Raw genomic sequence first — 12,512 nt, 5'->3', positions numbered from 1 at the left:
CACAGGTAATTGTTAGGAAATTTCATAGTTTTATAATGCGCGTAACCGAACAAATTTAATGAATTTAAATTAAGATTTACCCATTGGACCTCATGTGTATACACCAAACTTGATAACCATAAATGGAACTCTAGGGGGAATTCAGGAATGCAGCTTTCAGTTCGAACGAAATTAGTCACAGTTTTTGCAATCATTTTGTTGTTAGTTGGGGGAATAAGCTGGACGGATCTAAGCCGTATGGGTGCTTTGAAACAGACGAACGTGCAACTTGCCGGGAATTGGATGAACGGCATTCAAACGATCGAGGACATTCACTATAATTCGGAGCATATGCTGGCTTTGTACTTTCAGAAAAAATTAGAGCCAGATGTGAAGAAGCATGAGCCCTTCGACACAGGTTTGACTGCGAGCATTACACAAATTGACAATTTGTTAGCAAAGTATAAGGATACTGTAGCTAATGACGAAGATGAATTGAAATTACAGGAACTAAATAAGAATTGGGACGCTTTTAAAGCGGCATTTCTGACCAATAAACAGTTGACTAGTGACCCGAGTAAAGCGAAGGAAGCAATCGAGAGTACCCAGATCATGACAGACGCGTTTAAGAAAATGCAGCCGTCGATAGCCGAACTGGTGGCTTTTAATCAGAAGGGCGGCCTGTTAGCAGTAGAAGATAGTGAACAAGTGTATCAAACTTCGATTCGAACATCGGTTATGGTCTTGTCGGTGTTGATCCTATTCATGCTGGCGACCTGTTACTTTCTAGTGATGAATATATCAGTGCCTGTGCGCAAAGCTTCACAAGCGATGAATCGGATTGCGAATGGTGATCTGACGGTTGAGCGGATTGTGGTTAAAAATAAAGATGAAATCGGCCGCATGATTGGGGCTGTGAATCAAATGGTGAACCACTTGCGTGACTCTGTGGAACAAATGCAGATCGCATCGACGAGTGTGGCGGCTTCTTCGCAGCAGCTCTTTTCCAGTTCGGAACAAAATACGTCGGCCTCCCAGCATGTTGCTGTGTCGGTACAGGATTTCGCTAGCGGAGCTGATACGCAAGCTCAAAGCTCTGTGGAGTGTGGACGAGCGATGGAAGAAATGGCAGCAGGGATTTCACGGATTGCTGAAACAACAGCGGATGTCTCGGAGTTGTCGATGACGGCTACGCAATTAGCCGAGCACGGTACGCAAGCCATGGGACGTGTTGTTCATAAAATGCAACAGGTCAGCACTTCTGTGGATGAAGCTAATGAAGTTATTCATGAGCTGGAGCATCACTCCCAGAACATTGGACAAATCACAACGCTCATTGGTCATATTGCGTCCCAAACGAATTTACTGGCATTGAATGCAGCCATTGAGGCTGCGCGTGCTGGCGAGAGCGGCAGAGGCTTCGCGGTGGTTGCGGGCGAAGTTCGGAAGCTGGCTTCGCAAACGGATGATTCCGTACGTGAGATTTCCGATCTAATCGCGAATATGCAGCGTGATTCAGCTCGTGCCGTTGACGTAATGAACGCAGGGCGCAAGCAGGTGCAAGAGGGTATGAATGAAGTTGGCGTGGCTGAGCAGGCATTCGGGCAAATCGTACAAGCCTCGCAAGAAGTCGCGAGCAAAATTCAAGAGACAGCGGCGGCTGCTGAACAAATGGCAGCAAGCTCGGAAGAAGTTGCAGCCACTGTGGCGCAAGTGGGCTTCGTTGCACAGCAAACATCGGGTACTGTGCAGTCTGTTGCAGCAGTGACAGAAGAGCAGCTAGCTTCCGCCGAGGAGATCACAGCTTCTGCCAAGAATCTAGCCGTGATTGCCACGGACTTAAACCAAGTCGTGAATTCGTTCCGTCTTAACTAATTTCACTGAAATTGTGAAAAAATTGTGACACCCAGACTTTTTCCCCAGCTCATTCGTTTCGATAGTGTAAAGGTTAGAAAAAGAAGAGATAACATGACGATTACAATGAAGGAGTGACGGGGAAATGAGAAAAAGTCCGTGGAACATGTTGAAAATGGGTGTTGTCAGCTGTGCGCTGATCGTAGGTGTGAGTGCTGCGGTGATACCAGTGGCGGGCATTGCTTCGGCAGAATCGGCTTCATCGCAAGAAGAAACGGCTCAGCAAGTGAATTCGCCAGTTCTTGCGGCACCAGTCGGTGTCAAGGATGTCGTGCTCACTTCAACAAGCGCAGATGTGACAACGAACATCAAAGTGCCTCAGTTAACGGGGATGCTCGATGTGCAATATCAAGGTGAGTTGAACGATATCATTCTCTCCCATGCGAACAAGGATTTGGCGGCCTTGGAGAAAGCAGCTGGGGAGGATTCGGCTAAAGCGAAGGAAGCCGGTTTTACATTCCGTCCTTACGGACTTACGATTACGTATGCGTTAAAATCGGACGGCACAGGCAATCCAGCAGGTGTGATTTCCCTTGAAATTACTACCTACGCAGCAACAGGCGGGACGGGGATGCCTAGGCTGGACACCTACAACGTGCTCAATGCTGAGCATGCGCAGCGTGTGACGCTGCAAGATTTGTTGGGCGCGAATTACAAAGAAACCGTAGATGCAGGTGTCGTTGCCAAAATCGCGGAAAAACCGCAAAATTACTTCAAAGATCAATTCAAAGGGATTAGCTCCGAGCAAGGGTTTTATGTGGAAAAAGGAGATGTGGTCGTTGTCTTCCCGAAATATGCGATCGCGCCAGGATCATCTGGAAGCCCAGAGTTCCGTTTCACCTTGGCTGACAATTTGACCATTACCCCGACTGAGCAGCGGGCTAAAGTCGAATTGGCGACGAACGAAGTGGTCGTTAATGCGGACGGTGTTTCCCTGGTTCCATACCGAAAAGTTGCCGAGGGGTTAGGTTATACCGTGACATGGAACCCAGACACTTATTCAGCTGAACTGACAAAAGGTGCGCAATGGACGAGTGTTACGGTTGGCAAGGACAGCTATTTCTTCGCGAAAATGGCCCCTAAATCCCTCGGCGCTGCACCCGTGATCATCAATGAATCCCTGTATGTGCCCATTGCCTTTGTGACGAACATCTTGCATGCCTCCGCTACGACAGATTCGGCTGGTCTGCACATCGTGGAATAAAGCTGAAGCCTCTACTTGCCTATTGGAATAGGCGGGTGGGGGTTTTTGTTTGTGGTGGGGGGCGGAAGCGGCGGCAACCGCGAGAACGCGCGCTGAGCTGGCCGAAATCGCCATCTCAGCGGCTCCTACGCCGAAGATCGCCCGGAGCCTCCCAAAATGGGAGGTTCAGCACCCAAACTCGCCCCGGCCCCCACTTTTTCCGCACACACATTTGTAAGCGTTTGCATATACTAGAACATCATGAATAAAGAGGAGTGTTCGCTTATGTATTTGAGAAATTGTCTGTCGGCGATCATGGGAATCTGGGTTCTTCTTAATCCATGGGTGTTTGGTTTCGGGGATGTGACGAATGCGCTGTTCGGATGTGCGATAATCGGGAGTCTGCAGTTTGTATGTTCGATGTTAGTATTGGGCAAAACTGGGGATCATATGTGGCAGAACTGGGCCTGCGTGGTCACAGGTGCATTAAGCATCGTTCTTCCGAATGTGTTTCAGCTGGGGATGCTGGCTTTCCTTTCCTTCATCTTCTTCGGATTCATGACCATTCTGGTGAACTATGCCAATATATACCCAGATTCACAATGATTGAAATTCGCCTATTGCATCATGAAATTAATTATGTCATAATGACAATATAAAAATAAACAAAAGAGCTCTAATTAAACTGCTGAACTGTACACTTACAGGTAGGCTATTCTTTTTAACATTTGATAATGTCATTTTGAAAATATAAAAATGAGGCGATGACCATGAAAGCATTAATTGTTATCGATTATACCGTTGATTTCGTCGTTGGAAAGCTGCCATGCGGGGAGCCAGCCATCGCCATTGAGCAGCGCGTATGCGAGTTGACGGAGCAATTTGTAAACCAACAAGATTACGTTGTTATGGCAGTTGATTTGCATGAAGCGGAAGATCCTTTTCATCCTGAGTCGAAGTTGTTCCCTCCGCACAATATTCGAGATACTGAAGGGCGAGCACTCTATGGAGAATTGAAAAGTGTGTACAATCATCGCCACAATCACATGGATTGGTTGGACAAAACAAGATACAGCGCCTTCTGCGGGACGGATCTTGAACTGAAATTGAGAGCGCGCGGGGTGCATGAGCTGCATTTGGCGGGGGTGTGCACGGACATTTGCGTCTTACATACCGCGGTTGACGCGTATAATAAGGGCTTTGCGCTTACCATTCATGCGGATGCTGTTGCCAGCTTTGATCACGAGGGTCATGCTTGGGCTTTGAGGCATTATGAGCAGACGCTAGGGGCTAAGGTTGTTCGGGATTGGTCAAATTAAAATGAACGAATACGGGAAATGTTCTTAGGAGAGGTGGCGTTTTAACATGGAGAAGGCTAGGAATGAATTGACCCTGCATACGGATAAATATCAAATCAACATGATGTACGCGCACTGGATGCATGGGACCCATACGAACAGAGCAGTGTTCGAGATGTATTTCCGGAAGCTGCCTTTTCACGGTGGATACGCCGTATTTGCAGGCTTGGAGCGCGTGATTGATTATTTGCAAAACTTGCGTTTTGGCGATGAGGAAATCGCGTATTTGCGGGAGCAGGAGGAAAATTACCAAGAGACGTTTCTCGAAGCGCTGCGCGGGTTCTCATTTACAGGGGATGTGCACGCGGTTCGCGAAGGCACCCTCGTATTTCCAAACATGCCGCTCGTGCGTGTGGTTGCTCCGATGTGGGAAGCCCAGTTGATCGAGACGGCGATACTCAAGTTCGTGAACTTCCAAACGCTCATCGCGACGAAAGCTTCGCGTATCAAAAGCGTCGCCCAGCACGACGTGCTGCTGGAGTTCGGCACGCGCCGCGCCCAGGAAGCGGATGCCGCGATCTGGGGCGCCAGAGCCGCCTATATCGCGGGCTTCCACGCGACATCGAACCTACGCGCCGGGATGCTGTTCGGCATCCCGACCAAGGGCACCCACGCGCACGCGTGGGTGCAGGCGCACGACACGGAAGAGGAAGCCTTCCGTGCGTACGCCGAAGCCCTGCCCGAGCAGGTGACCCTGCTCGTGGACACCTACGACACGCTGCGCAGCGGCGTGCCGAATGCGATCAAGACCGCGCGCCTGCTCGCCAGCCGCGGCAAGCAACTGAACGCCATTCGCCTCGACAGCGGCGATTTGGCGTACTTGTCCCAGCAGGCGCGGCGCCTGCTGGATGAGGCGGGCTTTCCTGCGGTGAAGATTGTGGCATCCAATGACTTGGATGAACACATCATCGCAGGGCTGAAAGCCCAAGGGGCCCGGATCGACAGCTGGGGCGTCGGCACCCAGCTGATCACCGCCGCCGACCAGCCTGCGCTCGGCGGGGTGTATAAGCTCGTTGCCCGCGAGATCGACGGCGAATTCGTGCCGGTGATTAAGATTTCGGGCAACCCCGAGAAAGTGACCAATCCGGGCTTCAAGGAAGCCTATCGGATTGTTAACCGCGCAACGGGTAAAGCGGAAGCGGATTACTTGGCTTTGCAGGACGAAAATGGCATTCGACAAGGGGCGCGAATTAAGCTGTTCGACCCCCTCCACCCTTACATCTTCAAATATGTAGAGGGATACGAAGCGATTCCGCTGCTTCAACCAATTTTCATAGATGGCAAGCTCATTTACGAGCTTCCTAGCCTGAATGAGATTCGTGATTATCATGCGAAGCAAATGCAGACCTTGTGGCCCGAGCATGTGCGGCTGCTCAATCCCGAAGTGTATCGCGTGAATTTGAGCGAAGCCTTGTGGCAAAAGAAAATGGATTTAATACATGCTCACGCCAATCCATGACGTCCCTCTTATTCGATTTTGATTTCCCATGTTTTTATCATGACGTCCCTCTTCTTTTATCGCAACAAAGAAATCATTTGATACACCTCGCGGTGGTCGCCTGGCAGCAAGAAATTCGCCACTTTGAGTTGGGAGGAACCATCTCCGTCAAGGAATAGCCCATCCACGAGCCCATTGTCCCCTACTTGCTCTTGCACAGCTGTGCGGAATTCCTCCCCTGTGCAAGGGGTTGGCGCCACAACGAGATACACGTTGTTCAATCGATCATACACAATGCCGGAGCGCATGCGCTTCTCGGTAATGACGGGCATTTCCTCCGAAATGGCTTGATCGGCCCATCCGTATGGATTCGTAAGCCCCATGGAGACGCCGCCTTGCGCCCAATAATGGCTGCGATCCATGACTTTGAGTTCACTGGCATTTTCAACGACTTGGATGGTAAACGTTTGTGCTTTCTCATCCCACACGAGCGTTCCGCGCTTCCGATCCGTATTGTACCAGCCCGATCCATAGTCGCCAGGTTGTCCTTTGACAGGGTGATCGTTCATGACGGCGATGCTCAGCAAGTACCCTTGCCAGAAGAAACCGCCATTAATCCCATTATCGGGGCGTTCCGTTACATTCGCCGTAATCGCTTTAAGTCCGATATTCGTTGGCAGTGTCTCGATGATATGCAGCAGGACGCCATTACTGGCGGGCTTGATACTATAAGAGGTTGCCGTTCGCAAAGGGCTATGTGGCAGTGGCCGATCATGAAGTCCCCATATTAAGGTGCCTAGGAAACTGAGCGTAGTGATGAGGAAGTAGAGTAGTAGGAGGACAGTATGTTTTCGTAGAAAGCGGATAACGTACATAGCATCGACTCCATCCTCGTAGTAATGATCTTCTTTCTATCAGTCTATGAAAAAGGGAAGGGAATTATGCTTGTAATCGCACAAAATACCCCTGAGAAGGATAGAAACTCTCTATCATTCTCAGGGGTATTTTCTTCTATGTACGCAAGCGATTTAAAAAATCGGAATACGCGCTTTATTTCCATCTGTCGCATAAAGGATTGCTTCTGAGCTAAACAAATCTACACGTTCTATGGAATTAACTAAATTCATGGTTGTGAATTTGTTATAACGAAGAGCGTTGATCAAAGAGGGAATTAGCTTGTGGTCTGTGCCTACAAAATTGACTGAAATCGGTTTCTTGTTCCATAAAATATTCATTCTCACTTCAACACATCTCCTTCGAATAGAATTATTAAGTGATATTAAGATTATCATAACTTTCTCAATAAGTTCGTCGATTGCTGATGTCGGATTTCCACTAGTTCTGTCAACTGTAACAGACTGTTTTCCACACTTTGAGTAAAAGTGTAATCGCCTTGCATTTTGTTATATGATAAGAGAAGTTACGTTAAAATTTGGAAGCGGAGGAGTTGGATCGTGGTTATGGAGTCGTCACCTATTGTGATTGAAGCGGATGAGCTGGTTAAAAATTATGGCTCGTTTCAAGCCGTGCGATGCGTTAACTTTCAGGTCTACCAAGGCGAAGTCTTCGGGCTTCTTGGTCCTAATGGCGCAGGCAAAACAACGACGATGGAGATGATTGAGGGACTGCGCAAACCGGATGGCGGCCGTGCCATCGTTGCTGGGTACGATACGCAGAAAGACCTAGCAAAGGTCAAAGAAGTGATCGGCGTTCAGTTGCAATCGACATCGCTTTTTGAGCTGCTGACGGTTGAGGAAATTATGAGAATGTACGCCAGCTTTTATCCCAACTCAGTTCCGATTCAGCCGTTATTAGCGGATATGACATTAACTGACAAAAGAAAGGGCAGAGTCAAGCATTTATCCGGCGGGCAAAAGCAGCGATTGGCGATCGGACTGGCGCTTTTGAATGATCCTAAAGTTATTTTCTTGGATGAACCAACGACAGGATTAGATCCCACGGCGCGGCGGACGCTTTGGGACATTATTTTGAAGTTGAAGGAACGTGGTAAGACGATTGTCCTCTCCACCCACTATATGGAAGAAGCACATGTGCTTTGTGACCGCATTTGTTTGATGGATCAGGGGAAAGTGGTCGCACTCGACACACCGCGGAATCTCGTGCGAAGCTTGCAATCGGATAGCGCGATTGAGTTCCGACTGCCTGAACTCGATGAAGTGAAGAAGGAGAGTGTGCTGGCGGAGCTTCACGAAGTTCGTGAGGTGAAAGGGATTGATGTGCGCAAGGACGTATTCGTGCTGTACACGGATAAGCTGCAGGACTCCTTAATCGATCTGATTGAGAAAAGCGCAGGCGGCAAACTCGAATTCACCGATCTGCAGACACGGACAGCTACGCTGGAAGATGTGTTCATTTCCATGACGGGAAGGAGCTTGAACGAAGAATGAATGCCTATATTCAGTTGACGCTCAGTCAGCTTCGTTTTTTTGTAAGAAATCGTCAGGTACTTATATTCACGCTGTTTATGCCGTTATTTTTCATGATTATGTTGGGCTCATTTCTTGGAAAAGGCAATGACATTACCTTGGATGGCGTCGTGATCGACCAGGATCAAAGTGCGGCATCGCGAGTGATGGTGGAGGCGCTGCAATCGAATGCCATTTTGAAGCTGAAGCCTTCGGAAGATGTGGATAAATCGCTGGAGCAATTGAAGCACGGCGATCAGAAACTTGTTATTATTGTGCCAAAAAATTACGGTGAAGCCGTTGGCGCGAAGGGGGCAGACAGCACGAAGGCTAGCTTCCTGCAAGTGTATTATGACCAGACGAACCAGCAAAGCGCTCAAATCGGCTTGCAAACGGTGAATCAGGTAGCGGATGGCGTATCCAAACTATTATCGAATTATATGCCGATTGTTCGAGTTGAACCCATTGGCGTGCAAGCCTTGCAGCTGCGGTATATTGATTTCTTAGTGCCAGGTATCTTGGCCATGATGATCATGTCGAACAATTTGAACGGCGTTTCTGGTCAAATTGCTTCCTGGCGAGAGCGCAGTGTCCTGCGTCGGATGCAGAGCACGCCGCTGAAAGCGTCGACCTTCATTGCCGCGCAGATTACCGCTCGCCTCGTCATGAACACCGCGCAGGCGTTGATCGTTCTGCTTGTCGGCTCGTTAATATTCGGCACGCAAGTGAACGGCTCTTGGGCCCTTCTATTGCTTTTTATCGTGGTGGGGACGCTCACCTTCATGTCCATCGGCTTCATTATCGCGGGTGTGGCGAAGACGCCAGAAAGCGCTGGGCCGATTGCAGGCTTGATTTCGTTTCCGCTTATGTTCTTGGGCGGGGTGTTCTTCCCTGTGTCCAGCATGCCGGCCTTCCTGCAGCCCATCGTGAAATCCATTCCGATCACTCAACTCAGCACCGCCATCCGGCAGGTTATGAACGTGGGGGCGGGCTTTGGCGAGCTCTGGCAAGAAGGGCTAATGCTGGCGATCTGGTTGGTGGTGTCCTTCATCGTTGCTACGTTCACGTTTAAGTGGGAGTAAGAGATAGTCTAATCAAACAAATGAAGGGCATGAGCTCGGTACAATACCGGTCTTATGCCCTTCAAACATTCTCATCTACGCTTGAGTCCTCGCACGATACCCTCGTACTTTCCTGTCCGCGCAATGACGGTCGCCCGCATATTCCGCATCGTCGTTTGATTGATTTTCCAGGTGTGCCTAGATTGATTCGCTCTGCGGATAGCGGCGAAGTGAAGCTTACCTACGGTGCGCGTCTTACCGCCACGCTTCCACACATCCTGAAGAAACATCATGTCCGATCCGGCGCGTATTCGTTTAAATTTAACGCGGGGGAAGAGACTTCTCCGGAATACTAACGTCGCCCCAGCTACAGAATTCTTCTTTCCTTTTTTCACAAGTAAAAGCTGTTTCGTATGGACCATGTACATATAAAATTGATTTTTTCCAACGAGGTCTGCCTTCGTGCTCTCTGCCTTGTGGACCGCTTCCCCTAAGTAAGCAGGTCCATAGTAATCATCATCATCAAATTTGGCAATGTACTTAAAGCGGGCTCTACGAATGCCATAATTCAGACATTCTCCCAAATAAGCTTTCTCTGGCAGCTTAAAAACAGAAGCCTGTACGCCCTTTCGTTTCGCATAGGCTCTGTAAGCGGAGGGTTTCATCCTGTGGTGATTCAAGACGATAATTAATTCCCGGCGGGACCATGTCTGATGTCGATAATTGCGAATGATATTTTTCATAAAGTCGGGCTTATTCGTTACCGTAATTACCGAAACACCTGCGTGGCGACGGAGTTGCTTCTTCGTTTTCACTACCCAGCCCCCTTTTCCTCAGCGATATCTGAGATATAGTGTATTCTTCCTCTCTATAAATGTTCAATGATAGGGATACTTGCGGATTTCTGATATGCAAACAGATGAACCCAAACCCTCTACAGGAAGAGTCATATGATAAAGGGATTACAGGAAAGTGAGGCGATTATGTGGGGGAATTTTTGACGAGGAGACAAACATACACAAGAATTCGATACGCTTTGAATCATAAAAAACCGTTATCGCTAGTCCGAATTGGTGATGGTGAGAATATTTGCCTATCTCAGAAATCGCTGTGGTCCATCAAACGTGTGATGAAGGAGCCTTGGGTTAAGAGGAAGGATAAGGGGGTAACCTTGCCTAATCTTCGACTACGCAATCAGATGGTAAGCGAAATTCGAAGAGCTTCCATAGTTGGCTTATTGTCGCCAAACGATACATTGATTCGGGCGCCGAGGTATCAGAAGCGTCCACTAACTAATAAGGTGTTCGCCTACTTCCGTATATCCCCTCGTTTGACTTGCAATGCTTGCATCAATCGGTATGCCACTGGAGACAAAGACTTCTGGAAACTGTTGAGGGGCAGAAGGATCTTCATCATCAGCAAGCACGCCAAAAGCATGAAGAAAAAATTGCGGAAAAGAGGGTTAAACGTAGTCGGAACCCTTTCCTTCACCCATTATAAACAAATCAGCCATACCGTCGATAAAGTCGGAGCCAAACGGCACACCTTCGACTTGGTTCTCATCTCGACTGGTGTAAATGCGGTCATTCTCGCTCCTAGAATCGCGAGGAGAACACGGAAAGTTGCCCTCGATTTCGGCCAATGGCATAAAAAGCATAAAGGACCGGCTTAAAGATCAGCCGGCCCTTTTTTTGCCTTAATGGCCACCGCCGCCTAAGCGGACAACCTTGGCCATTCCTACCCCTTCATAGCCATGTGTTGCATTTCTCGTGTCATAGACAAGCTTCGCTTGCGCAAGAATGAGGGAAAGTGGCATCGAAGAGTGGTCCGTAGCTAGTATCACAGCATCCATTTCTGCCAAAAGCTCAGGTCTTAGCTCCACACTGTCCCATAACTCGCCACCCACTTTTACGTGTGGGATATAAGGATCGTGGTAGACGACATGAGCTCCCAAATTTTGCAGGACTTGCATCAATTCAAGGGCCGAAGACTCACGTGAGTCGGCGATGTCCTTCTTATAGGCTGCCCCGTAAACTAACATCCGGGTATGTTGTAATGTCCTCGTATTTAAGAGCTTCTGAATCTGACCTGCAATATATTGGGGCATACGGTGGTTGACAGATTGCGAGAGTTGAATGAATTCAGACCCTAGCCCATACTGCCCAATCTTCCATTCCAAATAAATAGGATCAACTGGAATGCAGTGTCCTCCAATCCCTGGTCCTGGATAAAAGCCAGTGAACCCAAAAGGCTTCGTTTTCGCCGCTTCAATCACTTCCCAAATATCCAGATTCAGCTCATCGCAGATGATGGCCAGTTCATTGACGAAGGAAATGTTGACCAATCGATAAGCGTTCTCCATGATCTTGGCCATCTCGGCCGTTTCCACGGTGGAGACCGAATGAATAAGGGGAAATACACCTCTGTATAGTTCTTCGACTCGCTCCAGACAGGCTGGTGTCATCCCGCCAACAACCTTCGGGATTTTGTGACATGGAAAATCCTTGTTACCAGGATCAATTCTCTCAGGCGAGTAAGCCAAATAAACGTCCTGCCCAATCGTCAGTCCGATTCGCTCCAAAATCGGGGCAACAACCTCCCTGGTCGTACCTGGATATGTTGAGCTCTCTAGGACGATCAGCTTTCCTTTGGGAACAAGCAAGGAGATCTCGGAAACAGCTTGCGTTAAATAACTTAATTCTGGCGTCCCCCGCTCACTAAGCGGGGTGGGGACACATACGATGAAAGCATCCGCTTCACCCATTTCTTGATACCGATCCGTCACTGCCAACCGCCCAGTCGAAAGGGCTTCCACAATTTCAAAATCCCCAATTTCTGTAATATAACTCGTTCCTGCCCTTAATGCTGAGATCTTCTGAGCATCTACATCAAAGCCCACGACACTGTACTCATTTTTTAACATATGCAAAACCAGCGGAAGTCCAACATACCCTAGCCCGATTATGGCTATGGTTCGCATCCGAGGACCGGTTTCACCCACATCCCGCTTGATCGTCACGCCCCATCCATCCTTTCAAACTATTCTTTCAGACTAGTATATGAAAGAACCTTTGATCGGCTTGGACATTGTCCTATTGATTGAAATTGTATTTATGGTGGTGGTGCAATGCAATTTAACACCAAAAAACCGCC

At 48.6% G+C, this 12,512-nt stretch carries 12 protein-coding genes; 8 read left to right on the top strand and 4 right to left on the bottom strand.

What is annotated here, in order from left to right:
• The first annotated feature begins 147 nt into the window (after positions 1-147).
• The 5 genes from MJB10_RS20350 (at position 148) to MJB10_RS20330 (ending at position 5,893) form a co-directional block, all read left to right on the top strand.
• Positions 148-1,854: a methyl-accepting chemotaxis protein gene (locus MJB10_RS20350; RefSeq protein ID WP_314797688.1), complete on the top strand. Its 1,707-nt coding sequence runs from the start codon at positions 148-150 to the stop codon at positions 1,852-1,854.
• A gap of 124 nt (positions 1,855-1,978) precedes the next feature.
• Entirely contained in the window at positions 1,979-3,097 is a 1,119-nt protein-coding gene (locus tag MJB10_RS20345) for a stalk domain-containing protein (protein ID WP_314797686.1), read from the top strand.
• A gap of 264 nt (positions 3,098-3,361) precedes the next feature.
• Complete coding sequence (locus MJB10_RS20340) at positions 3,362-3,682, top strand: SPW repeat domain-containing protein (RefSeq protein ID WP_314797685.1); 321 nt, start codon at positions 3,362-3,364, stop codon at positions 3,680-3,682.
• A 164-nt stretch (positions 3,683-3,846) separates the two neighbouring features.
• Positions 3,847-4,395, top strand: coding sequence for a cysteine hydrolase family protein (locus MJB10_RS20335; RefSeq protein ID WP_314797683.1), 549 nt, complete (start codon positions 3,847-3,849; stop codon positions 4,393-4,395).
• A 46-nt stretch (positions 4,396-4,441) separates the two neighbouring features.
• Positions 4,442-5,893: a nicotinate phosphoribosyltransferase gene (locus tag MJB10_RS20330; protein WP_314797681.1), complete on the top strand. Its 1,452-nt coding sequence runs from the start codon at positions 4,442-4,444 to the stop codon at positions 5,891-5,893.
• A 56-nt stretch (positions 5,894-5,949) separates the two neighbouring features.
• On the opposite strand, the gene MJB10_RS20325 is transcribed toward MJB10_RS20330, so the two are convergent.
• Positions 5,950-6,747 carry a hypothetical protein gene (locus tag MJB10_RS20325; protein WP_314797679.1) on the bottom strand — a complete coding sequence of 266 codons (798 nt, stop codon included), beginning with the start codon at positions 6,745-6,747 and terminating at the stop codon, positions 5,950-5,952.
• Positions 6,748-6,900: 153 nt separating this feature from the next.
• Complete coding sequence (locus MJB10_RS20320; protein WP_314797677.1) at positions 6,901-7,113, bottom strand: hypothetical protein; 213 nt, start codon at positions 7,111-7,113, stop codon at positions 6,901-6,903.
• Positions 7,114-7,332: 219 nt separating this feature from the next.
• Between MJB10_RS20320 and MJB10_RS20315 the strand changes: the two genes are divergently transcribed.
• Both MJB10_RS20315 and MJB10_RS20310 read left to right on the top strand, forming a co-directional pair.
• A complete protein-coding gene (locus MJB10_RS20315) occupies positions 7,333-8,280 on the top strand; it encodes an ABC transporter ATP-binding protein (protein WP_314797675.1) in 948 nt (315 codons plus the stop codon).
• Entirely contained in the window at positions 8,277-9,380 is a 1,104-nt protein-coding gene (locus MJB10_RS20310) for an ABC transporter permease (RefSeq protein WP_314797673.1), read from the top strand. Before MJB10_RS20315 ends, MJB10_RS20310 begins: the two co-directional genes overlap by 4 nt.
• A 71-nt stretch (positions 9,381-9,451) precedes the next feature.
• On the opposite strand, the gene MJB10_RS20305 is transcribed toward MJB10_RS20310, so the two are convergent.
• Positions 9,452-10,174, bottom strand: coding sequence for a glycosyltransferase family 2 protein (locus tag MJB10_RS20305; RefSeq protein WP_314797671.1), 723 nt, complete (start codon positions 10,172-10,174; stop codon positions 9,452-9,454).
• 170 nt (positions 10,175-10,344) lie between these two features.
• Here MJB10_RS20305 and MJB10_RS20300 point away from each other — a divergent pair, with 170 nt between their 5' ends.
• Positions 10,345-11,031, top strand: a complete 687-nt coding sequence (locus MJB10_RS20300) for a GT-D fold domain-containing glycosyltransferase (protein WP_314797669.1) — start codon at positions 10,345-10,347, stop codon at positions 11,029-11,031.
• Between the two features lie 24 nt (positions 11,032-11,055).
• On the opposite strand, the gene MJB10_RS20295 is transcribed toward MJB10_RS20300, so the two are convergent.
• Positions 11,056-12,378 carry a nucleotide sugar dehydrogenase gene (locus MJB10_RS20295; protein ID WP_314797666.1) on the bottom strand — a complete coding sequence of 441 codons (1,323 nt, stop codon included), beginning with the start codon at positions 12,376-12,378 and terminating at the stop codon, positions 11,056-11,058.
• Positions 12,379-12,512: the final 134 nt, after the last annotated feature.

The organism is Paenibacillus sp. MBLB1832 (genome assembly GCF_032271945.1).
GTDB classification, from domain to species: Bacteria; Bacillota; Bacilli; order Paenibacillales; family NBRC-103111; genus Paenibacillus_E; species Paenibacillus_E roseopurpureus.
This window is presented reverse-complemented; position numbering and strand designations above follow the sequence as displayed.

Excerpts from the sequence above, each read along its gene's own strand:
- MJB10_RS20345 (WP_314797686.1), top strand. The coding sequence starts at position 1,979 with ATGAGAAAAAGTCCGTGGAACATGTTGAAAATGGGTGTTGTCAGCTGT.
- MJB10_RS20340 (WP_314797685.1), top strand. The coding sequence starts at position 3,362 with ATGTATTTGAGAAATTGTCTGTCGGCGATCATGGGAATCTGGGTTCTT.
- MJB10_RS20325 (WP_314797679.1), bottom strand. The coding sequence starts at position 6,747 with ATGTACGTTATCCGCTTTCTACGAAAACATACTGTCCTCCTACTACTC.
- MJB10_RS20350 (WP_314797688.1), top strand. The coding sequence starts at position 148 with ATGCAGCTTTCAGTTCGAACGAAATTAGTCACAGTTTTTGCAATCATT.
- MJB10_RS20310 (WP_314797673.1), top strand. The coding sequence starts at position 8,277 with ATGAATGCCTATATTCAGTTGACGCTCAGTCAGCTTCGTTTTTTTGTA.
- MJB10_RS20335 (WP_314797683.1), top strand. The coding sequence starts at position 3,847 with ATGAAAGCATTAATTGTTATCGATTATACCGTTGATTTCGTCGTTGGA.
- MJB10_RS20330 (WP_314797681.1), top strand. The coding sequence starts at position 4,442 with ATGGAGAAGGCTAGGAATGAATTGACCCTGCATACGGATAAATATCAA.
- MJB10_RS20315 (WP_314797675.1), top strand. The coding sequence starts at position 7,333 with ATGGAGTCGTCACCTATTGTGATTGAAGCGGATGAGCTGGTTAAAAAT.